A 25299-nucleotide genomic window follows, 5' to 3' on the forward strand; every position below is an offset into this window, starting at 1 on the left:
AAGAAAGAAATAAAAGTAAATGCCACCATAAAGAAAATATTAAAATTCCAGCTCGGAAGGTAATTCCAGCTGACGTGCATACATTCTGGAACACAGTGTGTGTACCAGCATCAGCATCCGGTTCGTATCTTTCAGATAGTCAGTGCGGTAGTCTGCATCCAACTTAGCCAGTCCGTTAATAATTGTCTGTGCTTTTTTGGCAATGTACAGCGCACATGTATCGGACCGGGAAGAATAATTGTGGAGAATTTCCTGATGCCGTTCCATAAAACTGAGAAGTAAATGTAAATTCAGTTCAATGGCACCGATTTTATCCTTGGTTACTTTTACGTGATAACTGATATCCCCGCTCAGGCTGCGCATGTCCATCAGTATCCAGCCGGGTGTATCCTGGTTATAGCCGGCAACCCTTTCAATTCGGGTAATAATTTCTTCGCGCCGTTCAGGTATGGTAGCAGAATCCTCGATCAGCTCGAAGTATAATTTATCAACAAGCACTGCGTCCTTGCCGACCAGCCTGATCAAAAGTTTATCCTTTTCCTTCACGGGCATCTGAATAATTGCCTTTTTAAGAGATTCGGGGAGAGCCATGGTACGCAGTTTTTATTAACTTAGTTTTTACTTGGCATTACAACCCAAGTTTAAGAGGAAATTAAAACGTTTGACAAAAATAGGAGCAATGAGTAAATACGCCTCAATTATTGCCGGTATTGCCCTTATTTTAATTTTTATATTCACGTTATTTACACAAACTCTGAATGCCCCTTCCTTCGATGACTTTGAAGCAACCTTAGCCATTATCAAAAGGTTTTATTTTGAAAATCGGACCTGGAAGGACAGGCTGGCAGTGTTGTTCCTGCGGCACAACGAACACCGGATTGTAATATCCCGGTCAGTCGCGGTGCTGTATTATCATTTGTTCGGGAACATCAGCTTTTCGAATCTTGTCTGGTTTCAAAATGTATTCCTCCTTGGCTTTTTTGGGTTAATACTGAAAATTTTTGCGGATGAAAACAAACTTTCAGCCTCTGCTTTTTTGATTATTACGAGCTTTTTATTCAGCTTTTCCTTTTGGCAGGTTTCATTTTATTACTGGGCAGGCATACAGCATTTTACTGTTTTTTTCTTTTCATTTCTGTCTCTTATACTACTTAACGAAGCCGTTAAATTATCCAGCTGGCGGTTCATTTTATCGGTGATTTCGGCTACCCTGGCTGCTTTTTCCTTTGGTAACGGTTTCCTGGTCTTGCTGCTGGGAGGATTTATTTTATTGGTGCAACGGAAATATGCTCTGCTGGCCGTATGGGCAGTTCTGTCCGGGATAATGTTATATATTACCTTCCTTGTAGATCCCAATGAACCAAATGAGAAGGAGACTTTTAGCTTAGTATCCATGGCAAAACTTCTCTTTACTTTTATGGGAAGTTATTTGTTCATAAACCCTCCCTCCGATTTTTTGGTGTACCTCAACATCATATTTTGTATGATTGCAGGACTAGCCATTCTTATCTTCTGGGTCTGGTTATTCATCAGCGGGTATGCATGTAAGAAACCGCTGTTATATAGCCTCTTTTCTTTACCTGTCCTTACAGGAATTCTCATTTCCATTTCAAGATTCAGTACTAAGGCTGCCGGGGGTATTGCTCCGAGATATATGTTTTTTACCAGCCTTATCCCTGTTTTGCTGTTACTTATTTTGCTGGATATCAAGGTAATTAAGCGGGAATGGCTGGGGTGGTTTTCGGTTTTGGTAGTGGTGTTATGGAGTGCCGGTTTCTATTTTCAGAGGAAAGAGCTGATCCTCATGAATACCGAGATTACAACTAATCTAAATGCCTGGAAACAGGATCATTCTCACAAGATGATTTTTTACCGCGATGCGGAGCCTTATTCCAGTATATTGCAATGGTCTATTGAAAACAAAGTTTTTCAGTTACAGGATCAGCCCGGGCCTTCCCCGGTACCGGTTAAAAATTAGTAAGGGCCCTTATTTCGAAAAAAGAATAAATGCCTCTAACTTGCGCTTTTTAACACACTCCTAAATCTAAAGGGAAGTTATGATTTCAGTAGCTATGTGCACCTACAATGGGGCAAAATACTTGCCTCAACAGCTGGAAAGCATTGCTAATCAAATAGTTGGGGTTGACGAATTGGTGGTCTGCGACGACGGATCCAAGGATAATACAATTGAGGTACTCACTGCATTTTCGGAATCATCTCCTTTTAAGATTCGCATATACCGCAATGAGGTTAATCTGGGTTCTACAAAAAATTTCGAAAAATGCCTTAGCCTTTGCGAGGGTGAGATAATTTTCCTGGCCGATCAGGATGATATCTGGCGCAGCGATAAAGTCGAAAAACAATCCGGATTTCTGGAAAAACATCCGGATAAGGATGCCGTTTTCTCAAATGCGACGATGATAAACGGAAATTCGGAGGAAATCGGCAAAACCATCTGGCAGGAAATAGAATTCAGCAAGGACCTTCAGGATAAATGGGAACGAGGGAAAGCACACGAAATATTGTTTAATGGTTTCGTGGTTACGGGCGCTACCCTGGCCATCCGCAGGAGCTGCCTGGATCGGCTCACTCCCTTCCCGACCCATGTGCCCGACCTCATTCATGATGCCTGGATCGCCATGGTTTTAAGTCTTGAAGACAAAATATCTTTAATCCCTGAAAACCTGATAAGTTACCGTATTCACTCCAGCCAGCAGGTTGGCTTCGGGGGAAAAGTAGAGTACGTTAAACTTACCGACCGGATTGTCCGGGGCAGAAAGGAGAAACTTTTACCGCTGGAAGAAAAAGCGCATAAACTGCACGCACTTTATCTGCTGCTCAGGTCCATCACGTTTGTTCCCAGAGAGAAACTGATAAAACTCTATCTGTCGCAGCAGCATTTTACCCGCAGGGCAACACTTCCAGAAAACCGACTGCTACGTGTGGCGCCTATCCTGAGCCATCTGCTGCGCGGTTATTATAAATTTAGCAGCAAGGACTGGTGGCTGCCGGCGATTGGTGACTTGCTGGAATAACAACTAATTTTGAAATTGTGAAACAGGCAAATCCTTCAGTTGCGGTTGTGATCCCGGTGTACCAGGCAACGCTCAACGACAATGAGAAACGATCGTTGCAACAATGTGTCCGTGTTTTGGGCAAGTACCCGATCTGGCTCGTAAAACCTGAAAGCCTGAGCGGAGATTTTATTCTGAACGAATATCCGGCTATCAAAGCAATCTCTTTTGAAGACAGGTTTTTCAAAAGCACCCAGAGTTACAATGAGTTACTGATATCCATTGATTTTTACCGACGCTTTCAGAATTACGATTATATCCTGATTTATCAGCCGGATGCCTACGTTTTCAGAGATGAACTGACCGAATGGTGTAAAAAGGGGTATGATTACATAGGTGCTCCTTCGCTTCATCAGGAAGAATTTGATTCACTCGTTTCCGGCAGCATTTTTTCAGAAGCACTGTCTTCCAGCCGGATTGTGTACAACGGGGGGCTGTCGCTACGTAAAGTTTCGGCGGTGATCCGGTATCTTAAAATTTACAATTTCTTCTATTCCGGATGGAAAGGTAATGAAGACATGCTCTTTTCGCAGGAGGCAACCCGGCTCCTGCCTATGAAATTATTCCTGAAAGTGCCGCCCTGGCAGGAAGCCCTCACATTCTCCTTTGAAAAAAGTCCTGCTGCTTCCTACGAACTGACGGCTGGCCAGCTCCCTTTTGCCTGCCATGCCTGGGAACGTTACGACCCCGCATTCTGGGCCAAGTATATTCCTCAGGCAGGGGAGATACTTTAACAATTTTTAACAAACTATGAGCGGCCTTCCGTCGTTTCTGGTATTATTGATTAAAAATTTAAGAGAAGATCCGCATGAAATTTAAGTTGTTAGTGGTATTGTTCTGTGCCATCGGACTATCCTCCCACAGCAGTTTTGCACAGATAACAGAATCACCACGAGTGGAGGAGCAGTCTGCAAAATATGTAAAAATCAAGCGTGTAGAGCTTACGGATAATTACACGATCATTCACCTTCAGTTTTCGGAACGGAGCGGTTTAGGCCAGCAAGGCCCTCTGCGCCTACCCGACTTCAAAGGTCAGCAGCAGCAGGGAGCCGGTAGTATATGGCTGGATCCGGAGACAAGACTCTACAAACCGGGTGATATTAACACAAAGTTCAGGTTCATTAAAGCTGAAAACATACCCACCGACCAGCAGCGGAAAAGTGTTGCAGCTGGGGAAACTGTAGATTTTGTAGCTTATTTTGAAAGGCTGACGCCAGGTATCGAAATATTTGACTTCTACGAAGGCAGGGCGCAAAGTAAAACTGAGCAGACCTGGAATTTTTACGGTGTGCATATTACCAATCCGTTGAAAAAAACGTCATCAAAAAAGTCGTCTGCACCCCAAAAAAACCCAGCCGTTCAGAAAGAGGAAATAGAAGAAGCGCCATTGATAAAAGAGAAAGAGCCCGTTAGAGCAGTGGAAGAAGAGGCCTACGGCGTTATAAAGGGTACGGTATACGATGGAAAAACAAAACAGCCCATACCCGCTGAAATTTCTTACGTTGAGAAAGGAGATTCCTTGCAGATTAAATCCTCGTCGGGGAAGTTCCGTATTGGGCTGGACCCGAAGGAATCTTATACTTTAAAAGTTCTTTCAAAAGGGTATTACGGAGAATCAAAAGAACTCTCCCTGGCTGATTCGGCTGGTAAAACGTCATTCAACCATGATTTTTATCTGTCGCCATTAAAAGTCGGAGAGACGATCGCGATGCCGAACCTGTATTTTGAAACCTCGAAATTCACACTGTTACGCGAATCGTTTGCCGAGCTGGACAAGCTTGCCAGTATGATGAGGGATAACCCGCAGATACGGATCCGGGTGGAGGGCCACACGGATAATGTGGGAGATTTTGATAAAAATATTGAGTTATCGACCAAAAGGGCGGAGTCGGTAAAACAGTACCTGGTCGAAAAAGGAATTGAAAGCAGCAGAATAGAGGCCCGGGGTTATGGCGCAACCAGGCCTTTGACCAAAAGCGGTTCAGAAGAGCAGCGCCGGAAAAACCGAAGGGTGGAATTTGTAATCACAAACACTTAGTGTTGCTACAATAAAAGAAAGTGGAAGCCCTCGCCGACCGGGATCAGCGAGGGCTTCTACTTTACCGTCAGGACCGGATTACCGGGCCTTGATGATGTTGGTGAATTCTCTTGATTTCAGGGATGCTCCGCCAACAAGGCCACCGTCAATATCTGGCGCAGAAAACAGCTCGGGAGCGCTTGCTGCCGTCACACTACCACCATAGAGTATGGAGATTTCGTTGGCAACCTCTTCGCCGTATTTACCTGCCAGATGACCGCGCAGCGCAGCGTGCATTTCCTGAGCTTGCTCCGACGTGGCAGTAAGCCCTGTCCCGATCGCCCATATCGGTTCATACGCTATGATTACCGAGAGAATCTGCTCTGCTGAAAGGTGGAACAGGCTTTCGGATATCTGGTTTTTTACAAATCCTATGTAATCCTCATTTTGTCTCTGGTCCAGTGACTCTCCGCAGCAGAAGATCGGAGAGATACCATGTGCCAGCGAAACATTTACTTTCTCGGCCAGCAAAGCATTTGTTTCTCCAAAATACTGGCGGCGCTCGCTATGGCCCACCAGTACATACTTCACTCCGATGGACTGCAGCATAGGCGCAGCAATTTCTCCGGTGAAGGCTCCTGATAACTTGTCCGAAACGTTTTGTGCAGCAACTGAGAAATGAGGAGCATTTTCAATATATTTCTGGATCGTGCTGAGGTATATAGCCGGGGGACAAAGAATAATTTCGGCATCATTTGTCACTTCATCATGGGCCATATTGACAAGTTCCGAGGTAAGCGCTATGGCCTCATCCAGAACCTTATTCATTTTCCAGTTTCCGGCAACTATTTTTTTTCGCATGAGTTAATTTTTATTGTGATATGCATCATTTGACGCAACAAAATTATCATATTTTCATCATTAACCGTATTCTATATCAATACTTAAAAAAAACGCAAAAAATTAGCACATATAAAGATTTGTTTGTGTTTAATGAAGGATTAATATATTAAATTTGAAGTAAGAAACTGTTTTGGTCCGATGCGCTACTTTGAGTGAATAGTTGTACTGATGATGGTCAAAACTATTCATTATCAGGATTTTCTGGGAGAGTCTAACAAAATTTAAAAATTTCAGGAAAGGAGGCCACGATGAAAGCGTCTAAGTGGTTATTAATAACACTTCTACTATCCATATGCGGAAATACCTTTGCAGAAAATAACGATGCCGCGCTGGTGTCGGAAGAAAGGTACGGTTACTATTTAGAGAAAAACCGGAAAATGGCCCGCATACCTTTCGAACTACATTCGAATCTTATTCTCATTTTTGTAAAAATCAATGAAACGGACTCGCTCAGGTTCATACTTGATACCGGCGTTAGCTCTATTATCATAACCGATCCGACGGCATTAAAGCCTGATAAGCTCCGGCTAACGCGTACAGTAAACCTTTCGGGAGCAGGAGAGGGTAAGTCGGTGCTGGCACATGTAGCAATAGACAACCGGTTTTCCATGGGCAGGCTCAAGGCCAGTCACCAGAACCTGGTGGTGCTGGAAGAGGATTTTCTGCACCTCTCCGAATACGTGGGCGTACCGGTTCATGGCATTTTCGGGTACGAGATCTTCAACAATTTTGTGGTAACCATTGATTTTGCAAGGAAAGAGTTAATGCTGGAGCGTCCCGATCATTACCGGTACAAAAAGTCGAAGGGAGAAAAATTTCCGCTCGTCATTCAGGATACCAAGCCGTTTACCGATGCCGTAACGCTTTTTGCTGACGGGCGCGAACGTCCGATCCGTGTGCTGATTGATACCGGCGCAGGGCATGCCTTGCTGGTGAACAATTCTCCCAAGGAAACGCTGAGGTTACCCGAAAAGGTGATTCGTGCGCAGCTGGGCAGAGGCCTGAACGGCGTGATCAACGGAAATCTGGGCCGTGTAGAAAGAATCCGGCTCGGCAAATACGAACTGGACAATATCGTTGCTTCCTTTCCCGACAGTATCGCGTTTGCGTCCAAGTTGCGTAATGGCATGGAGCGGCAGGGGAATATCGGCTGTGAACTGCTCAGGAGGTTTAAAGTGACCATGAATTACCATGAGGGGTATATGGCGCTTAAACCGATCAAAAGCAAAATGAAAGAAAAATTTGAACATGATATGAGTGGAATGGAAGTAAGGGCAGGCGGGACAGATCTCCGTACCTTTTATGTCAGTCATGTCAATGCCAATTCTCCGGCCCTTAAGGCAGGCCTTCTGGAAGGAGACCAGTTGCTTTTTATTGACAACCGGGCAGCTAATGATATCAATATCAGTGATATATATAAACTTTTACAGCGAGGTGACGGACGTAACATTGATCTGCTCGTAAAACGCAACGGAGATATTTTCTTTACCAGACTTACGCTGAAAAGAATGATTTAATTACTTTTAGGCAAACCAACCCGGATCGTTTTGGAGCGCCTTATCATAACAGAAGACGGATCTCATTCACTTTTCAGTCCGCTGTTTAATCAGCAGTATCATTCTTTGCAGGGAGCACTGACGGAGTCTTTGCATATATATATTCAGCTGGGCCTGCTGCCACTGATAGAAGACCAAAACGAAATTTCAATTTTTGAAATGGGTTTCGGATCTGGTCTTAATGCATTACTCGCCTGGAAAACAGCGGATGAAAGGGGCTGCCGCATTTCCTACACTTCTGTGGAAGCATACCCGGTATCTGCGGATGAAGCGGCGCTGCTCAACTATGATGCCCTGGTTGGAAAGCCGGGGCTTTTACTTTTGCATCAGTGTCCCTGGAATGTCAGGAATGAATTATCCGCGCAATTTAATTTCAGTAAGGTACTGGCCAGGCTACAGGATCTGGAAATAACAGATTCCTATGATCTGATTTTTTATGATGCGTTTGATCCCAGAGCGCAGCCGGAACTTTGGACAGAAGAAATTTTTGCCAAAATTGCAGCCCATACAAAGCCAGGTGGCGTATTAGTTACATATTCTTCCAAGGGGATCGTTAAAAGAGCACTCGCGGCGGCGGGTTTCAGAGTAGAAAGGCACCGCGGGCCGGGAAGGAAAGTACATGTACTCAAAGCCATCAAACTTTAATCATTTATCAAAAACAAGTATGAGTTTTCAAAATATTATCAGCCAGGAATTACGCGAAGCACAAAAGGTACTGGATGCATTTTTGAATGATCCCGCGCAGCTGGAAAAGATAGAAACAGCGGCCGGGTTAATGGCAGATGCCATCCGGAATAACGGAAAGATCATTTCCGCCGGGAACGGAGGGTCACACTGCGACGCCATGCACTTTGCAGAAGAGCTCACAGGCAGATACCGGAATAACCGCCGTGCGTTGCCTGCTATTGCGATATCGGACGTCAGCCATATCAGCTGTGTGGGAAACGACTATGGTTATGAGTTTATTTTCTCGAGGTATCTGGAGGCGCTGGGACAGCCAGGAGATGTTTTTTTAGGATTGAGCACAAGTGGAAATTCAGGCAATATCCTCAACGCAGTGGAAGCGGCAAGGGCAAAAGGAATGAAGGTGGTGATCATGTCTGGTAAAGACGGCGGAAAACTTGCGGGAAAGGCTGATGTAGAAATCCGGGTACCTCATTTTGGCTATGCCGACCGGGTTCAGGAGATACATATCAAGGTAATCCATATATTTATGCTGTTGATTGAAAAAATGATTATTGGTGAAGAATAAGCGGCTTTAAAAATAAGTCCTGACCGGCATAAAGATAACGAAGCATGAAAGTACGGCCATCTGCAATTATTGTGAAAGATCAGGCGATTCTCACGCTTCGTTACCGTTATCAGTCTACGGATGTTTTTGCGCTTCCCGGCGGCAACCCTGATCCGGGAGAAACCCTTCAAGAAGCCCTATCCCGCGAGCTTACCGAAGAACTAAATATTAAAGCAATCGCTGGTACAATGGTAGTTTGCGGAGAGGTAATCTGGAGGGAGGTTTCCCGGGAAACTTTACATATGGTTTTCGCAACCCATATTACCGAAGGTATCCCCCAGATTAACCCTGAACAAACCACAGCTCTGGAAATTGTCTGGCTGCCTGTTTCAGAACTTCATTCCCGTTTGTTATACCCCAATTTCGGAAAGCACATCCAGCAGTACCTCTCCAATGCGGTGCTGCCAGGTTATGTGGGTGTAGCGGACCAGCCCTATATCTGCTAAATCTTCTTTTTGTCGGTTATAATTCCCTCTCATATTTCTGAAAAACAGAAACATGCCGTACTTTTGCATTTTTTAAAGGGAACTGTGTAAATGGAAAACGAAAAGAAGGAAAAACTATCAAACTTCCTGATACGGCGAACGGAAAAGGATGTGTTGTCAAGAGGTCGTTCTATTTACAGCAGTGGAGGCCTGAAGGTTGCCAAACTGGAGTATCACGGGACCGGAAGTGCAGAGTTCAAAGTCAAAAGCGACTATTCCATTCAGTATTACCAGATACACATCCGGGATTTTCTTACTCCACAGATCACCACTTCCTGTACCTGCCCTTATAATGCCGGAGGCCTCTGCAAGCACCGGGTAGCCGCAATTTTGTATATTCTTGATAAAATGCCTACCATTAAACAGGTGGTTTATGAGATGCACAAAACCATCGTGGAGCTGCCTGAGTTAAAGGAATATCTTCTTAAAAACCTTGTTCTGGACGATACCTGGCGAAACCGGGAAAACATAACAGATATTGAAGTGCGCTCTGCCAAAGAAGGCCAGGCTGAGTGTGTGGTGACGGTGAATCAGGTGAATTATACCGTAAACTTCAACCGCCTGAATGGTACAAGGCAGTTGCAGACGGCCTGTTCCTGCGACCAGCGCCTTTGGGTACCTTTGTGCGAACACAAGCTTGCCGCACTTCTGAAACTCAGGAGTGAGCTGGGGGAGCGCGCTTTTGAGGTTATGCGCGACTTTACTGCAGAAAAAGCAGGCTTACTGGCCGAGTTCGGTTATTCCCCGGAAGATGATATCAAGGAGAAATTTGATTTTCGTATAGACGAGGACGGTGAACTTCAGCTCCTGCGGCTGGACCCTACCATACAAAAAATCGGGCAGTTTCAGGACTGGCAAACCTTGCGCGAAAAAATTCTGCCAGCACAATCAGTTGCTTTTCAGGTTACCGGCACGGAGGCGGTTCAGGATGAGGACGACCGGGTTACTTTATTTTCGTTCTGGCCAAAGGGCGTTGAGAAATTAATGGACTTCGGATTTGGGGCATTTTCAGCAAAGTATAGTAACAAAACAGACAAGCTCACCAACATCCGTACCATCGCTGGTGGCTCAGGGCAATATTATTCATCGGACGACGTGCCGGTACTTTCCGAGGCGGAGGCACGGCTGGTTCGTATTGCCAAGGGTCTGGAAGACGGCTTGCAAAAGTATATCAGGAAAAGGGGCTGGTCGTATAATGCCTACCTTAATTTTAATGATGTCACTCAGGACCAGAAACTGGAAGCCCGTACATACGTAGGAAGACAGGTGAATAAAATATTTCAGGACCTGGGCGATGAAAGAATTTTTATAACCGAAAACGATTTCGTAACCAGCAACAACCAGCTGGAGGCAGTTAAGCTGCATCGGAGTCCTGTTAAACTGTTTTTCTCTTTAACAGAGGACAAGGAGTTTGTAACACTTAATTCCTACGTTGAGCTAAAGCCGGGATCTCCCATGGACCTTCAGTCTGTAGCGGACTTTGATAGTTTTTGGCTTGGGCTTTACAACAAGCAGGTACTTTTCCGGTGGGCAGGTATCAATGACGCCGAGATGGTGCATTTCCTGCGTCAGAATGGATTTAAAATCCGTGTCAAAAAGGAGTTTGCCGATGATTTCCTCGCCGAATGGGTAATACCTGTTACAGAGCAGTTTGACGTGCTTTTTCAGACACGCCATGCCATTCAGACCAAGGCGCTGGAATTTGAAAAAGTAAGAATATATCTCAGGGAAGACGAAGCAAATTTACTGATTGTCCCTACTTATATCTACAAAGGCGACGCAGAAGGAACAGAGATAGAGCTCAGCCATAATCTACGCAAAACGCAGGCAGGTTTTGAAGATGGCAAGATAACGGTACTGGAACGAGATCATCGCCAGGAAAACGACTTTTGGGAATGGCTGAAAGCCTTAAACCCAGATTTTCAAAGTCAGACAAGCAATCCGTTTTTTCATATACCTTTTGACCAGGTGATGAAAGAGGGCTGGCTTTATCGGTTTGTTGAAGCAGTGCAGGAAAAGGGTTATGACCTGCTGGGCTTCAAGGACCTGAAAAAGATGCGGTTCAATCCCAACAGGGGGAAAGTCCAGGTGAGGGCTTCTTCCGGGATCGACTGGTTTGACATGCTGGTGGAAATCAGTTTTGGTGATCAGCGGGTATCCATTGCTGAGGCAAAAAAGGCCCTCCTTAAAAAGCAGAACTATGTTCAGCTGAAAGACGGAACACTGGGGGTATTGCCGGAGGAATGGATCAAAAAGCTGGAACCCATGATGAAGTTCGGGCGGATCAACGGAGACGAAATTCATCTTTCCAAAATTCATTTTTCTTTGATTGATGAGCTTGTTGCTGAAATAGATGATGAAGATATTGCCAGGGAACTCTGGGAGAAAAAGCAAAAGCTGTTAAACTTTAAGGAAATTCCCAACGTGCCCCTGCCGCAAAATATCAGTGCGACACTCCGCAATTATCAGGAAGAGGGATATAAATGGATAAATTTCCTGGATGAGTTCAGGTGGGGCGGCTGCCTTGCCGATGACATGGGTTTGGGGAAAACACTGCAGATGCTCACTTTTCTTCAGTACCAGAAAAATATAAAAGGAACAGTAGCCAATCTTGTTGTGGTACCTACCACGCTGATATTCAACTGGCAGGCCGAAGCAGAAAAGTTTACACCCGATCTGAAACTTTATGTTCACAGGGGAATGACAAGGCGGAAGGATATCGATTTTTTTGCGGAATATGATATCATCCTCACTACCTATGGTACCATGCGCAGTGATGTGGAACTGTTGCGCCGGTTTGAATTCAATTACATTATCCTGGATGAGGCTCAGGCTATTAAGAACCCTGAGTCGCTGACATCAAAAGCTTCCAGGTTGCTGATTGCCGGAAACCGGCTTACCATGACGGGTACACCGGTTGAAAATAATACCTTCGATCTGTATTCACAGTTTGAATTTCTTAACCCGGGAATGCTGGGTAATGCCGATTTTTTCAGGACCGAGTATGCCACACCCATAGATAAATACCAGGATAAGGAAAAAGCAGAGGAGTTGCGCAAGCTGGTGTATCCCTTCATGCTGAAACGAACAAAGGAAGAGGTAGCAACGGACCTCCCCGACAAGACCGAAACGGTGCTGTTCTGCGAAATGGGCAAGAAGCAGCGCAAGGTATATGATGCTTTCAGAGAGAAATACCGGAACGAAATAGCCGAGAAGCTTGCTACCGAAGGACTTAACAAAAGCAGTTTCCTGATTCTGGAAGCATTGCTGAAATTACGTCAGATATGTGATTCACCGGCGATTTTGTCCGGCGATGAGGATTATGGAGATGAGTCGGCTAAGCTGGAAGAAATCGTAAGGGAAATAGAAGAGAATGCGTCCAACCATAAAATATTGATTTTTAGTCAGTTCCTGGGGATGCTGGACCTGATCCGCCAGCATCTTGAAAAAGTGCATATACCGTATGAGTATCTGGACGGTCAGACGGTAGACAGAGCGAGCCGCGTGAATCGTTTTCAGAGCGACCAGACCTGCCGGGTATTTCTGATGAGCCTTAAAGCGGGAGGGGTGGGGTTAAATCTTACGGAAGCGGATTATGTCTATCTGGTAGATCCCTGGTGGAACCCTGCCGTGGAGCGCCAGGCCATTGACCGTACGCACAGGATCGGGCAGGAGAAAAAAGTGTTTGCCTACAAAATGATATGCAAGGATACCATTGAGGAGAAGATACTTTTGCTGCAGCAACGTAAGCAGGATCTGGCAGAGGACCTGGTGGGAGGAGAGTCCGGATTTATCAAAAAACTGAGCTCAGACGATATCATGGCCTTATTCAGTTAGCAGCTGAAATTCCCTTTGCTGATAAAGCAATAAACCTGCCGTGTTGCCGCGGCAGGTTTATTTATGTTCCAAAACAGAATGAAACCAACGGATTACATCCAGCGATTAATTTTCTTTGACAGCAAGGCCGGAAGTAAAATTAAATAATGATTTTTCAGCTTTCACATTGGTGAGAATCGTGGCTGAATCAGCCGTTGAAAAATCCTGCAAGGGGAATCTGCCCGCTATTTCCCGGTCCGACGAAACCTGTAATCCAATTTGTCCTTTCTGTTGCTCAATTGCATTCTTCTTAGACTCTTTTTCTATCAGACACAGTCCAAAAAGGACCAGGGCGATGACGAGTATAGTAAAAGGCTTCATAGCTAATTTTTGATTTACAGACGCAAACTTAGTCAAATCTTTATCAAAGAGTCATAGCTTGTGCAAAAGGTTGGAACAGATGTAGAAAAAAGTTGATATAGTGATAGAAAATCAGCCGGATTGTCAATTATTTGAAAATTGGATTTTAAATCAGCCGGATCTTTGCCCGGTTCCGAATAAAGATCTTGCCGCTACCGGCCGTGATAGTTGGGCGGAATTATTTTTTCACAAAAACCAAACGTATGGTAACGTCGTTGTCGGAAAAGGAAATAGTCATATTACTTCCGCTGATCTCCAGATCAAAAGTTTCTCTGTCAATTGTGATACTGTTTCCGTTCACTTCATAACTGACATCACCAGTGAAAATGCCATCTCCGTCGTCGCAGCCGGAAGAAGGCCTGAAACTAATGTATCCGTCTTCGTCGAAAATATAAGTGGAAGATTTGGTACAGGAGCTGAGTTCTTCTTCCTGTTCCCGTTCACCATCTTCTTTGTAATAAAGACCTTTGAGTTTCCAGTTCCCCACGATCGCTTCTTCGGGGGTGAGATCTTTGTCTTTTTTACAATGAATGAGGCTGAAACTCATCAGCAGGATAAGTAGTAAGGAGATGTTTCTGCGGATAGTAATTTGAGGTTTCATAAATAAAACGGTTGATAATGAATGGTTTAAATAAATTGAATTGTTTGAAAGAAAATATTGAAAAGTAACTTCTGATGCGGTTTGGAAGCAGGGGATTATACTGTTTTAGGTATACGTTACCAACTTGTGATCGCATGCAGCATTTGTTTTTTGGAAATGAATGAAGGTTTTATATTGTATTTGTAAACCTTAGTCGGCGAAGGAATTGCGAAGGGAAACAAAATTTATCCGGAATCGAAAACTTTTTAGAATATCGGCTGGCCAGAGTAGTGGAGGGTATGGCCAGCCGGGTTAGGACCAGCTATGAAAGGCAGGGTTGCTCCCCGTGAGCGGGATGATCAAAAGGGAAAAATAAGCAGAGAGCTGGAAGTACTTTACAAGTAGTACAGCCAAGGCAGCTAAATAAATCTGTGAATACCCAAAGGCGTTATACAATAATCCAGGGGGATATCAAATGGGTCAGTATCTGAAATGTCGTCGGTAGGCTCAAAGAAGGAAAGGCCAAGCTTTAGGGTATCTGTACGGCATAGCGCAAGGAACCGGTCGTAATACCCGCCGCCATACCCCACCCGATAGCCGGACCGGTCGAAGGCGAGTAATGGTACCAGAACAACATCAACAATTTCAGCCGAAACTTCTTGTGAGGTACTGGGAACAGGCTCCGGAATGCCCCATTTGTTTTCTGTAAGCGTAGTATCTGGCAGCAGAATGAAATGATGTAATTGCCGCGTTCCGGGTATAATCCGGGGAACGACAATCGTTAGAGGATCAACGTGAACGCGCAGCGCAGAGATGATCCGGAAGGTATCGATTTCCTTTTTATGCTGCTGAGGCAAAAAGGTATGAAGAGTCAGGGATTTCCATGTTTTTAGAAATTCCACGGTGTTCCGGGTGATGAGCGCATTTTTGTCAGCCACCTCACCTTGCGTCATCGTCATTCTTTTTTCAAGAAATATTGTCCGCAGGGAGGTTTTGTCCATGTTATTTTTTCGTCTGATACCAGTTGGCAATATCAAAAATTAACCCAACGCTACCAACACTTTCGTCCCGGTTAATATTGTTTTTTGACAGCTTAACCGACTGTCCGTATTGCACCTGCACTTTTACAAAACGATATCCACCTCTCAGAATGAGCGTAGGTTCAAGAAAGGAGTATGCTTTTTGATCAACAATATTAAAATAATTCGAAGCCTGCTCATCCGCATTATACCCGGTAATATCCGGCCTGGCATACTTTACAATGGATAACCTGGGGCTGAAAGCAATTTCAAAAAACGGCCCGGCCCAGCCAACCGCCGGCTGCACGAAATATTTGACGGCATCAACGTCAAACACTTTGGTGTTATTGGATTCTTTCATTTTAACATGATAAAGCCCGGCGCCGCCGTAGGCTTCATAAATAATGCGATGATCCGTCTGTCCAAAGTAACCAAGTCCGAGTTCTGCTCCTTTGCCATTGTTTTTGAAATTCTTATCGTCACTGGTAAAAGTATTCAGATACCCATTCACCATCACGCCAAAATGCTGTGTGATCGCCGTGGATACCTGAACGTTGTTGGTAAGTATGGCGGCTTTGAATTCACCCTTTTCCTGCAGAAGCGGAACGTTAACGGCATTAGGGGCATACACAGTGCGGCAGGATGTCAGCAGCGTAAATCCTGAAAGGAAAATGCCAAGATACTGGATAGTGGTTTTCATGTTGATGTCGGATTAGGATAGTATAACGGAATTTTATCATTCTTGTTTTTGGATCATTGTATTATTCGTCGAAAAAACTGTGCGAGTCAAAGATTGTGTGAACGAGATTTTGATTTCCCTACAAAGCGACGGGCATCTGAGTCTGAACATTGTCTGGCCTTTTTTCGCCTTTTAAGCTATTGTTTGTACTTTCACGGTCTGATTTCAAAATCTTTAACTATTGTATAGAAATAAACATGAGCAAGATTAAAGTTGCAAACCCGGTTGTAGAACTTGACGGGGACGAAATGACTCGTATCATCTGGAAGTTTATCAAGGAAAAGCTGATTTTACCTTATCTGGATGTGGATATTAAATACTACGATCTGGGTGTGGAATACCGCGACGAAACCAACGACCAGGTTACCATTGATGCTGCTAATGCAATAAAAGAATATGGTGTAGGTATCAAATGTGCGACCATCACGCCGGATGAGGACCGTGTTAAGGAATTCAACCTGAAACAAATGTGGAAGTCGCCAAATGGTACTATCCGTAACATCCTGGATGGTACTGTTTTCCGTGAGCCAATCGTGATGAGCAATGTGCCACGTCTGGTAACCAACTGGAGCGCGCCTATTATTGTAGGACGTCATGCATTTGGTGATCAGTATAAGGCAACCGATTTTGTTGTTCCCGGAAAAGGAAAACTCACGATCAAATTTGAAGGAGAAGACGGGCAGGTGATTGAGCATGAGGTATATCAATTCAAAGGAGCAGGTGTGGCCATGGGTATGTACAACATCGATGAGTCGATCCGCGGTTTTGCACGTTCATGTTTCAATGTGGCTTTGGGCAAAGGATGGCCGTTGTATCTTTCCACAAAGAATACGATCCTTAAAAAATACGATGGCCGTTTCAAAGATATATTCCAGGAAGTATATGACACTGAATATGCAGGAAAGGTACACTACGAGCACCGTCTGATTGACGACATGGTTGCTTCTGCTCTGAAATGGGAAGGTAACTTTGTGTGGGCTTGTAAAAACTACGACGGAGACGTGCAGTCGGATACTGTTGCACAGGGTTTTGGTTCACTCGGACTGATGACGTCTGTATTGGTTACACCGGATGGCAAAACCATGGAAGCGGAAGCTGCGCACGGAACAGTAACACGTCACTACCGTGAGCACCAGAAGGGAAAACCAACTTCTACCAATCCGATAGCATCGATCTTTGCATGGACGCGTGGTCTGGAATTCCGCGGAAAACTGGATGAAAACCAGCCATTAATCGATTTCTGCCAGACATTGGAAAAAGTTTGTATTGAAACCGTTGAAAGCGGCAAAATGACAAAAGACTTGGCAGTGTGTATCCATGGTAACAAGGTGAACCACGGAGAGCACTATTTGTATACCGAGGAATTCCTCGAAGCCATCAACACCAACTTACAGGCTGCATTGGCTTAAAGTTTTAAGGTTATATCATGATTTCTGCCGGCACTTCTTAATGAGGTGCCGGTTTTTTTATAACTATATAATAATCAGTACTTGTCTTAGAAAATTGTTAGATTTAGCTGAAGGCCGATGATCCTGTTCAATTTGCATTAATTTTGAACCATTTAGAAGACCGATTTTTCAATTTTAAGGAACCACAATTGTCCGGCAAAACATTCTGCATATTATTCCTGTTATTTTATCAGGTAACTGTTTTTCGGGCAAACGCAGTGCCTGAGCTAACCGGTATCCATGAAACGGCTATGAACGGCAAATCGGATACGGTCCGGACTTCGGAACCGGTTCTGCAGAAGGATATTATGGACGTTATCCGTAATGTGCGTAAAAGAAAGAACGCTGACAGTACTAAAGTGAGTGAAGAGCCAATGCCGGGAAAAGTGCTTTATTCGGTTGTTCCGGCGGTGGGGTATACCTTGTCAACAGGCTTTACGGGAATAATCAGCGCCAATGCCGCTTTATACCTGAGCAATCCCGCTTCCACCAATATTTCCAGTATCAGTTCCAGTTTTAACTACACCCAGTATAACCAGATCATGGTGCCAGTACTGGCCAATATCTGGACAAAAAATAACGGTTATAATATCGTAATCGACTGGAGGTTTTTCAAATATCCTCAAAATACCTATGGCCTGGGTGGTCATAGCGTGGAAATCAATGCAGATAATATAGATTACCAGCACCTGAGGCTGCATCAATCCGTATTAAAAAGGGTTGGAAATGCATTCTATGCCGGTCTTGGGTATTTTATGGATTACCGCTGGCGGATCAGTGAATACGACAGCAACAGCGACGTTACGCAATACGGTCTTACCAGAACTTCTATGTCGTCGGGAATGATAGCCACTTTATCCTACGACAGCCGGAAAAATTCTATTAACCCGGAGAAAGGATTATTTGCCAACATCCAGTACCGGCCCAACATGACTTTGCTTGGAAGTAATACCAACTGGCAGTCGCTCACGGTTGACATCCGTAAGTATATACATTTTCCGGCGGGCAGCAGGAATGTACTGGCTCTTTGGAATTACAACTGGCTTACTTTATCGGGCAAACCACCTTACCTGGATTTACCGAGCACAGGCTGGGATCCTTTTAATAATACAGGCAGGGGATATATTCAAGGGCGTTTCCGCAGCCCGAATATGCTGTATCTTGAAAGCGAGTATCGTTTTGAGCTAACCAGAAACGGCCTGCTAGGCGGTGTGGTTTTTGCCAACGCCCAAAGTTTTTCCAACTGGCCTGCTCTGAAATATGACCGGATCGCGCCGGCTACGGGGCTGGGGCTCCGGATTAAGGTTAATAAAACCTCCAGAACCAACATCGCGGTGGACTATGGTTTTGGGCTGAATGGATCCAGGGGGCTGTTTGTGAATCTGGGGGAGGTGTTTTAGGAGGGTAGAAGATGTCTTTTGCTTTGAATAAAATAGGTTTCTTTATCGTATTAGTAACATTCTTGAAAGAAATTTTAACTTTCTGTTAAGATTTACTCCGCTGCTCTTCCAAATTTCCCGTACCTTTGCGGGCAATTTGTTGATATAGATCGCAATATCTTTCTTAAACTTAATTTTTTGTTGCAATGTCCGCAGTAGCAGAGCAAACCCAGGTTGTAACACGGTTGGCCGACCGCATCAACGCCCTCGAAGAATCTTCGACGCTGGCGATGACTAAAATGGCGCGTGAATTGGCCGCCCAAGGCCACAAAGTAATTAGTCTGAGCGTGGGAGAGCCAGACTTCAAGACGCCTGCACATATTTGTGAGGCTGCCAAAAAGGCTATAGATGACGGATTTCATGGTTATTCCCCGGTTGCCGGTTATCCGGACCTGCGTAAGGCCATTGCTGATAAATTAAAGCGTGATAATAATATAGATTGGAAACCAGAGAATATCGTGGTTTCTACCGGAGCTAAACATTCCCTAGCCAATGTGATCCAGGTTTTGATCAACCCTGGTGATGAAGTGGTCATTTTCGCTCCGTACTGGGTGAGTTATTCTGAAATGGTGAAATTGGCGGAAGGTAAGTCGGTGATCGTTGACGGTGCTTTTGACAATGGATTTAAAGTAACTGCTGAGCAGCTGGAAGCAGCAATTACACCTAAAACCAGGATTGTAATGTACGCTTCACCCAACAATCCGACAGGGGCGGTTTACTCAGAAAAGGAACTGCGTGAAATAGCTGCCGTGCTTGAAAAACACGAAGGAGTGTATGTCCTGGCTGATGAAATTTATGAATATATCAATTTCACTGAAGAAGGACATTTCAGTATCGGATCTATTCCGTCGCTTAAAGACCGGGTGATTACGGTGAATGGCGTTGCAAAAGGCTTTGCGATGACGGGCTGGAGAATCGGATTTATTGCCGCGGCCAAATGGATAGCAGATGGTGTTGAAAAATTGCAGGGACAGGTAACTTCTGGTACCAATTCTATTGCTCAGAAAGCGGCAACAGCTGCTTTTAATGGCTCTTTGGAAACTACGCATGAAATGACCAAGGCTTATGCACGCCGCAGAGACCTTGTGATTGGTTTACTGAAAGAGATTCCCGGGTTCAAAGTAAATGTTCCTGACGGGGCATTTTATGCATTCCCGGATGTTAGCTATTACTTCGGAAAATCCGACGGTACTACGCTGATCAAAGATTCAGACGATTTCTCAAACTGGTTGCTGAATAAATCATTTGTTTCAACCGTGGCTGGTTCAGGCTTCGGAGCACCCAATTGCATCCGTATTTCAACCGCTGCTGCGGATGAAGCGCTTGCAGAAGCTGTACAAAGAATCAAGGATGCTGTTGCAACCCTGAAATAGTTTTGGTTTAAAATTGTTGAAAAGCCTCATGGATTAAAGAACCATGAGGCTTTTGTTACTTTCTGCGAATTACCATGACAGGTTTCTTGTTCTTTGGGCAGACATTGTTGATCAGGATTACATAACAGAATAGCTTGAGACTGACGGCCAATTATGAGTAAATATTATTTTCTTAAAGTGAAAGAAATAGAGCGGGAAACGGATGAGGCTACCACGATACATTTCTGGCATCCATTGAACGAAGTGGTTGCATATCGGCCGGGACAGTTTCTGACCATTTTACTTCCACAGGATGATAAAAAGATAAGGCGCTCCTATTCCATGTCCAGCTCTCCTTACACAGATGTATCCCTTGCCATTACGATCAAGCGTGTTCCAGGTGGCTTTGCCTCCAATCATTTGCTTGATTCCCTTAAAGAAGGAGACTTTCTGGAGGTAATGGAACCGGCTGGGAATTTTTTTCCGAAACAGGCGGATAATCAGACGCGGCAAGTCGTTTTTATAGGTGCGGGTAGTGGCATTACTCCTCTCTTTTCTATTTTAAAGTCTATATTAATTGTTGAACCCGAAAGCGAGGTTTTTCTTATTTATGGAAGCAGAAATGAGGAGAGCATCATTTTTAAAGATAAGATCCAGAACCTGAAAAATAAGTACCGGGAGCGCCTCCAGGTCATACACAGCCTGAGCCAGCCTTCAGAAAACTGGGAGGGAGAAGTGGGCAGGCTTAATAAAAGTCACATTCTCAAGATGATGGAAAAACTACCCACCCTGAATAAAACAGAGGCGGAATATTTCATTTGCGGGCCGGAAGATATGATGGAAGAAGCACACCGTGCACTGGCTATCCTGGCCGTTCCTGAAAAAAAGATAAGAAGCGAGAGCTTCCTTACTGCAACTACTGCACAGCCTGGAGAAGTTACAATGACGGAGGAAGAAAATGATGATACATTAAAAACAAGGGAAATTACGCTGATCTACGAAGGTGCCGAGTACAAGCTTCCCGTAAAACCCCATGAAACGGTACTGGAAGCGGCATTTAATATGGATATTGATTTGCCCTATTCCTGTCAGGCGGGTATGTGCACTGCCTGTCTGGGAAGATGTGTTTCGGGCAAAGTGCAGATGGACGAGGAAGACGCGCTTTCCGAAGCAGAATTAAAAGAAGGATTTATATTGACGTGCGTCACGCATCCGATGAGCGATGACGTAATTATTGAGGTGGAATAGAGGGAGTCTCCAGTTTGAAGTAAGCAGTATACACATCGGGCAACGGCATACTGCTTACTTTTTTTAACTATTTTCCTGGCGGAGTTGGTGGCGTTGGTGCTGCTTTTGGGTTCGGAACTGCCTTAGGCGCTGGTGGAGCGGGCTTTGTACTGATTTTGTCAGCCCGCGGTGCTTTCGGTGGACGCGGAACTTTTGCAGGACGAGGCGGAGGGCCCGGGTATAGTTTTTCAATCCCAAGGCTTGCCACTCCCATTTCGGCTCCTATTTTCTCCATTTTTATTCGAATTTCGTCTATTTCGCTTTTGATGCTTTTCACAGCCTCACTTTCCTCATAGACCTCAGCCTGTTTCCGCGCACTAACGATCTTGGAATTGAATTCCGTAATCTGTTGTTCCTGCGCTTTTATTTGCTGCTCGAACGCTTCCACTTGCTTTTCCAGCTCACCCTCCGGAAATTTGGACTTACCGTTTTTCGAGTCTGCATCAAACAACGCAGACCGTTTTTCCATGATTTCCTCACGCGACTCCATTAGCCGTTCCTTCTTCCATTCCAGTTTTTCTATTTCTCGCTGGTAACGCTCCATTTCGAAATTCTCTTTTTCCATTCTTAGATTTAAATCCTCCATGCGCCGCTGAAGAGGTTCCATTTCGTTCTGAAGCGCTTGCATCCGCTGATGGAACTCATTCCTTTTTTGTTGCGTACTGTCATCGCCCCAAGAGCTGGTGCTTGCGAAATCCCATAAATTCAAGTCAGACAGATTGGTGGACAGGCTGATGTTTCCTAGAGCAGGTATTGCCAGGTCGGGATTGGTTACTGCCAGGTCCAGAAGAGGTACTGCCGCATCAGGAGAAGGGGCTGTCAGGTCCATGGCAAGGCTAACCGGGTCTCCGTCCAGCTGGATCTGCTGCAAGGGCACCAGGTCCGCGTTTGCATTTCGGCGCTTGTTTGTTTTTTTCTCAATACGCTTATCTGCTTTTTTTCTTTTTGAAGGAGTTTTATCCTGGCCAATGGCATAAAGAGACAGACCTATCAACATGGCAAGAAACAGAAATGAAGTCGGTTGTATGCCAAAAATTCCGGTGGATTTTGAGGAAACGCCCAAAACTCTGCGAATCCGTTGTAAAAGCAAAGGTTTCCTTGAGGCAAAGGCCATGGCCAGGGTGCCTGAGGTCTGCCATTCCGCAACTTTTACCAGTGCGTTCACCAAAGACATCTTATCGCCACAAACGGATAACGCAATATCATCACAGCAGTTTTCACGTTCGGTTCTTATCTTTTCTGATAACCACCAAATGGCGGGATGGAAGAAGAAAATAACCTCGGCAACGGATTGCAGCAGATTAACGAGATAGTCGTTGCGGCGGATATGTGCCAGCTCGTGGGTGAGTATCGCTTCAATCTGCGAAACAGAAAAGCCGGTGAGTAAGCCCAGCGGAATAAGTACAGCAGGTTGCAAAACACCAATCACGATGGGTGAAGCTATCCTGGCAGACTCACGGAATTCAATTGACTTGGTAATGTTTAGTTTTGCTGTTAATACTCCAAAACGAGCCCGCCATTGCTGATCCATGACAATCCTCGAAGTATATTTCAACCTTTCTGTATAAATCCATCCACCAGCGAACCGAAGCATCAGCAAGGCGGCCCCAATCAGCCAGCATATTACCAGTTCTTGAATGTGGTTGTTGAGCCAGAATAATATCCTGGTGGCCATCGGTATTTGCTGGTTAGTGGGTTGCCAGTAGGCGTTTGCCGTAACATTACTTGCAGCTGGGACGTAATAATGCTGAACGGCCGATTGGGATACCAGATTGAGATAATAACAGAATGTTGCGATTGAAGTGACTATCTGCACAGCTAACAGTGTAATGCCGGTATTATATCGCTGAGCGGCTGAACGGTTTCTTAAAATATGAAATAAGGCAAAAGCAATGACAGAAAGCAGACTGGCCTGCCATAATGAATGAACGAGCATCCAGCCAAAGGCTGTTGCCGCAGGGCTGGAAAGGAATTCGAAAATAAATTTCATGACTAATGATTATTTTCAAGTGATTTGATAAGTTCACGAATTTCATCCAGTTCTTCTTTGGATGTTGTATGGTTGCCAAGCGCCTGCATGACCATTTGTGCGGCAGAACCCTGAAATGCCGTTTCAACCAGACGGCCCAACAAATTTTGCTGTGTCTCTTCTTTTCCAAGCAATGCAACGTATACATGTGATCTGCCCGCCTCGGTCCGGTACAACAGACCTTTGTCATGCATTATCTGCATGAGCTTTAGCGTAGTGGTGTATCCCACCTCCTTGGTAGCAGCAAGGGCGTCATGAACCTGGCGTACGGTCCCCGGACCGTGTTCCCATAAGAAGTTCAGGATTTCTAGTTCAGAATCTGTTGGCTTGATGTACATGTTAATTTAATTTTTTAATTGTACGACAATCTTCGTAGCAAAGAAATACGAAAAGAATCGTAGATGCAAGAGTTTAATACGAAATTTTTCGTAATTAATGTTAAACTGTTAATTACCACATGAGTAATCAAGTATTTGGAATGGTTGAGTAGCAGATCGAGAGATAAAATTCCTGAACCAGCTTGCGGTTAACGGACTTTTAGCCAAGGATGAAATTTTGCAAAGAAAAGTTGCTTGAGTTGGGAAGGAAGAATCACAAATAATGCAAACAGGCAAGCCCATTGCTGAGCCTGCCTGTTGTTTGAATGCTTTGAAATAAGGATTGCCTACACGTAAGTATTCAGCATGACGGGCATGACGAGCATTAATATATCTTCATTTGCTTCCTGGTCAACCGGGATAATTAAGCCAGCGCGATTTGGAGCGGACAGTTCAAAAGTAATGGTCTTGCTGGTAAGATTTCCCAATACCTCTATGAGGAATTTGGCATTGAAGCCGATCTCCATATCATCTCCGTTGTACTCGCACATCAGCCTTTCATTGGCTTCATTGGAGTAGTCGAGATCTTCTGCAGAAACTACCAGATTGTTCAGTGACATTTTCAGACGAACCTGGTGAGTAGTTCGGTTCGAATAGATGGATATCCTTCTGAGAGAGCTCAGGATTTCCATCCTGTTGATCGTTAGTGTGTTAGGGTTGTTGGCCGGGATAGCGTTTTCATAATCAGGAAAGCGCTCGTCAATCAGGCGGCATATCATTTTGATATTTCCAAAACTGAAAAATGCATTGGAGGCCGTGAACTCTGCTTTAACCGGAACGTCATCAGAAGGCAGACATGATTTTAACAAATTCAACGCTTTACGCTGGATAATCATCGAAGTATCCATGTCCGACTTGATATCTACCCGTCGGTAACGAACCAGCCGGTGGCCATCGGTTGCTACAAAAGTGGCATTTTCAGTACCCATCTGCACGAAAACACCTGTCATTGCCGGGCGGAGATCATCCGTACTGGTCGCAAAAAGGGTGTTCGCTATTGCGGCTGATAGTGCAGAAGACGAAAGGTCTACCGACTGGCCACGGTTTACGGATGGTGTTTTGGGGAAATCGATCGGATTTTCTCCTGATAATTTATAGCGTCCGTTGTCCGAAATGATTTCGGTGCCAAAGGTTTCGCTGTTTACCTGAACGGTGATGGGCTGCTCGGGAAGGCCGCGCAGAGTATCTAGTAAAAGCTTGGCGGGAATAGCGATAGCTCCTTTTTCAACAGATTCTACTTCGATTTCCGTAATCATAACCGTCTGCAGATCAGACGCAGTAACGGTCAGCTGATTATTTTCCAGCGACAAAAGAAAATTCTCCAGGATAGGCACGATCGGGTTCGTAGAAACGACACCATTTATAGCGGATAGCTGCTTGAGTAGTACTGATGACGAAACGACAAACTTCATAATTCGTGACGTAAGTGTTTAGATATAAAAATATTAGGTAGTAACAGATACCTTA

22 protein-coding genes are annotated in these 25299 nt (G+C 44.7%); 13 read left to right on the forward strand and 9 right to left on the reverse strand.

What is annotated here, in order from left to right; all coding sequences use genetic code 11:
- Positions 1-39 precede the first annotated feature (39 nt).
- A complete protein-coding gene (locus KOE27_RS23865; protein ID WP_215241225.1) occupies positions 40-591 on the reverse strand; it encodes a hypothetical protein in 552 nt (183 codons plus the stop codon).
- 88 nt (positions 592-679) lie between these two features.
- On the opposite strand from KOE27_RS23865, the gene KOE27_RS23870 reads away from it, so the two are divergent.
- The 4 genes from KOE27_RS23870 (at position 680) to KOE27_RS23885 (ending at position 5112) form a co-directional block, all read left to right on the forward strand.
- Positions 680-1978 carry a hypothetical protein gene (locus KOE27_RS23870; RefSeq protein WP_215241226.1) on the forward strand — a complete coding sequence of 433 codons (1299 nt, stop codon included), beginning with the start codon at positions 680-682 and terminating at the stop codon, positions 1976-1978.
- 79 nt (positions 1979-2057) lie between these two features.
- Positions 2058-3035, forward strand: coding sequence for a glycosyltransferase family 2 protein (locus KOE27_RS23875; RefSeq protein WP_215241227.1), 978 nt, complete (start codon positions 2058-2060; stop codon positions 3033-3035).
- A 17-nt stretch (positions 3036-3052) separates the two neighbouring features.
- Positions 3053-3808: a DUF5672 family protein gene (locus KOE27_RS23880; protein WP_215241228.1), complete on the forward strand. Its 756-nt coding sequence runs from the start codon at positions 3053-3055 to the stop codon at positions 3806-3808.
- Between the two features lie 74 nt (positions 3809-3882).
- The gene (locus tag KOE27_RS23885; protein ID WP_215241229.1) at positions 3883-5112 is read left to right on the forward strand and encodes an OmpA family protein; all 1230 of its coding nucleotides are present in this window, start codon (positions 3883-3885) and stop codon (positions 5110-5112) included.
- Positions 5113-5190: 78 nt separating this feature from the next.
- On the opposite strand, the gene tpiA is transcribed toward KOE27_RS23885, so the two are convergent.
- Complete coding sequence (gene tpiA, locus KOE27_RS23890; RefSeq protein WP_215241230.1) at positions 5191-5952, reverse strand: triose-phosphate isomerase; 762 nt, start codon at positions 5950-5952, stop codon at positions 5191-5193.
- 290 nt (positions 5953-6242) lie between these two features.
- On the opposite strand from tpiA, the gene KOE27_RS23895 reads away from it, so the two are divergent.
- The 5 genes from KOE27_RS23895 to KOE27_RS23915 all read left to right on the forward strand — a co-directional run bounded on the left by KOE27_RS23895 (position 6243) and on the right by KOE27_RS23915 (position 13163).
- Positions 6243-7511 (forward strand): aspartyl protease family protein, encoded by a 1269-nt coding sequence (locus tag KOE27_RS23895; protein WP_215241231.1) that lies wholly within the window; start codon positions 6243-6245, stop codon positions 7509-7511.
- Between the two features lie 30 nt (positions 7512-7541).
- Positions 7542-8195, forward strand: a complete 654-nt coding sequence (mnmD, locus tag KOE27_RS23900; RefSeq protein WP_215241232.1) for a tRNA (5-methylaminomethyl-2-thiouridine)(34)-methyltransferase MnmD — start codon at positions 7542-7544, stop codon at positions 8193-8195.
- 19 nt (positions 8196-8214) lie between these two features.
- Positions 8215-8802 (forward strand): D-sedoheptulose 7-phosphate isomerase, encoded by a 588-nt coding sequence (gene lpcA, locus KOE27_RS23905; RefSeq protein ID WP_215241233.1) that lies wholly within the window; start codon positions 8215-8217, stop codon positions 8800-8802.
- Between the two features lie 44 nt (positions 8803-8846).
- On the forward strand, positions 8847-9287 hold the full coding sequence (locus KOE27_RS23910; RefSeq protein ID WP_215241234.1) for an NUDIX domain-containing protein: 441 nt from the start codon (positions 8847-8849) through the stop codon (positions 9285-9287).
- Between the two features lie 90 nt (positions 9288-9377).
- The gene (locus KOE27_RS23915) at positions 9378-13163 is read left to right on the forward strand and encodes a DEAD/DEAH box helicase (protein ID WP_215241235.1); all 3786 of its coding nucleotides are present in this window, start codon (positions 9378-9380) and stop codon (positions 13161-13163) included.
- Positions 13164-13268: 105 nt separating this feature from the next.
- On the opposite strand, the gene KOE27_RS23920 is transcribed toward KOE27_RS23915, so the two are convergent.
- From KOE27_RS23920 to KOE27_RS23935, 4 genes are all read right to left on the reverse strand, one after another.
- Complete coding sequence (locus tag KOE27_RS23920; RefSeq protein ID WP_215241236.1) at positions 13269-13523, reverse strand: hypothetical protein; 255 nt, start codon at positions 13521-13523, stop codon at positions 13269-13271.
- A gap of 217 nt (positions 13524-13740) precedes the next feature.
- On the reverse strand, positions 13741-14163 hold the full coding sequence (locus KOE27_RS23925; RefSeq protein WP_215241237.1) for a lipocalin family protein: 423 nt from the start codon (positions 14161-14163) through the stop codon (positions 13741-13743).
- A 398-nt stretch (positions 14164-14561) separates the two neighbouring features.
- Positions 14562-15143 carry a 5-formyltetrahydrofolate cyclo-ligase gene (locus KOE27_RS23930; RefSeq protein ID WP_215241238.1) on the reverse strand — a complete coding sequence of 194 codons (582 nt, stop codon included), beginning with the start codon at positions 15141-15143 and terminating at the stop codon, positions 14562-14564.
- A gap of 1 nt (position 15144) precedes the next feature.
- The gene (locus KOE27_RS23935; RefSeq protein WP_215241239.1) at positions 15145-15861 is read right to left on the reverse strand and encodes a hypothetical protein; all 717 of its coding nucleotides are present in this window, start codon (positions 15859-15861) and stop codon (positions 15145-15147) included.
- A 236-nt stretch (positions 15862-16097) separates the two neighbouring features.
- On the opposite strand from KOE27_RS23935, the gene KOE27_RS23940 reads away from it, so the two are divergent.
- The 4 genes from KOE27_RS23940 to KOE27_RS23955 all read left to right on the forward strand — a co-directional run bounded on the left by KOE27_RS23940 (position 16098) and on the right by KOE27_RS23955 (position 21387).
- Positions 16098-17309 (forward strand): NADP-dependent isocitrate dehydrogenase, encoded by a 1212-nt coding sequence (locus KOE27_RS23940; RefSeq protein ID WP_215241240.1) that lies wholly within the window; start codon positions 16098-16100, stop codon positions 17307-17309.
- 143 nt (positions 17310-17452) lie between these two features.
- On the forward strand, positions 17453-18748 hold the full coding sequence (locus KOE27_RS23945) for a BamA/TamA family outer membrane protein (RefSeq protein ID WP_229252915.1): 1296 nt from the start codon (positions 17453-17455) through the stop codon (positions 18746-18748).
- 185 nt (positions 18749-18933) lie between these two features.
- Positions 18934-20160 (forward strand): pyridoxal phosphate-dependent aminotransferase, encoded by a 1227-nt coding sequence (locus KOE27_RS23950; protein WP_215241241.1) that lies wholly within the window; start codon positions 18934-18936, stop codon positions 20158-20160.
- 153 nt (positions 20161-20313) lie between these two features.
- The gene (locus KOE27_RS23955) at positions 20314-21387 is read left to right on the forward strand and encodes a ferredoxin--NADP reductase (RefSeq protein WP_215241242.1); all 1074 of its coding nucleotides are present in this window, start codon (positions 20314-20316) and stop codon (positions 21385-21387) included.
- A gap of 67 nt (positions 21388-21454) precedes the next feature.
- Here KOE27_RS23955 and KOE27_RS23960 read toward each other — a convergent pair whose 3' ends face one another.
- The 3 genes from KOE27_RS23960 to dnaN form a co-directional block, all read right to left on the reverse strand.
- Positions 21455-23416, reverse strand: a complete 1962-nt coding sequence (locus tag KOE27_RS23960; RefSeq protein WP_215241243.1) for a M56 family metallopeptidase — start codon at positions 23414-23416, stop codon at positions 21455-21457.
- A gap of 2 nt (positions 23417-23418) precedes the next feature.
- Positions 23419-23793 (reverse strand): BlaI/MecI/CopY family transcriptional regulator, encoded by a 375-nt coding sequence (locus KOE27_RS23965; RefSeq protein WP_215241244.1) that lies wholly within the window; start codon positions 23791-23793, stop codon positions 23419-23421.
- Positions 23794-24119: 326 nt separating this feature from the next.
- Complete coding sequence (gene dnaN / locus KOE27_RS23970) at positions 24120-25244, reverse strand: DNA polymerase III subunit beta (RefSeq protein WP_215241245.1); 1125 nt, start codon at positions 25242-25244, stop codon at positions 24120-24122.
- Positions 25245-25299: the final 55 nt, after the last annotated feature.

Origin of the sequence: Dyadobacter sp. CECT 9275 (assembly GCF_907164905.1) — a bacterium.
In the GTDB taxonomy this organism is placed as follows: domain Bacteria; phylum Bacteroidota; class Bacteroidia; order Cytophagales; family Spirosomataceae; genus Dyadobacter; species Dyadobacter helix.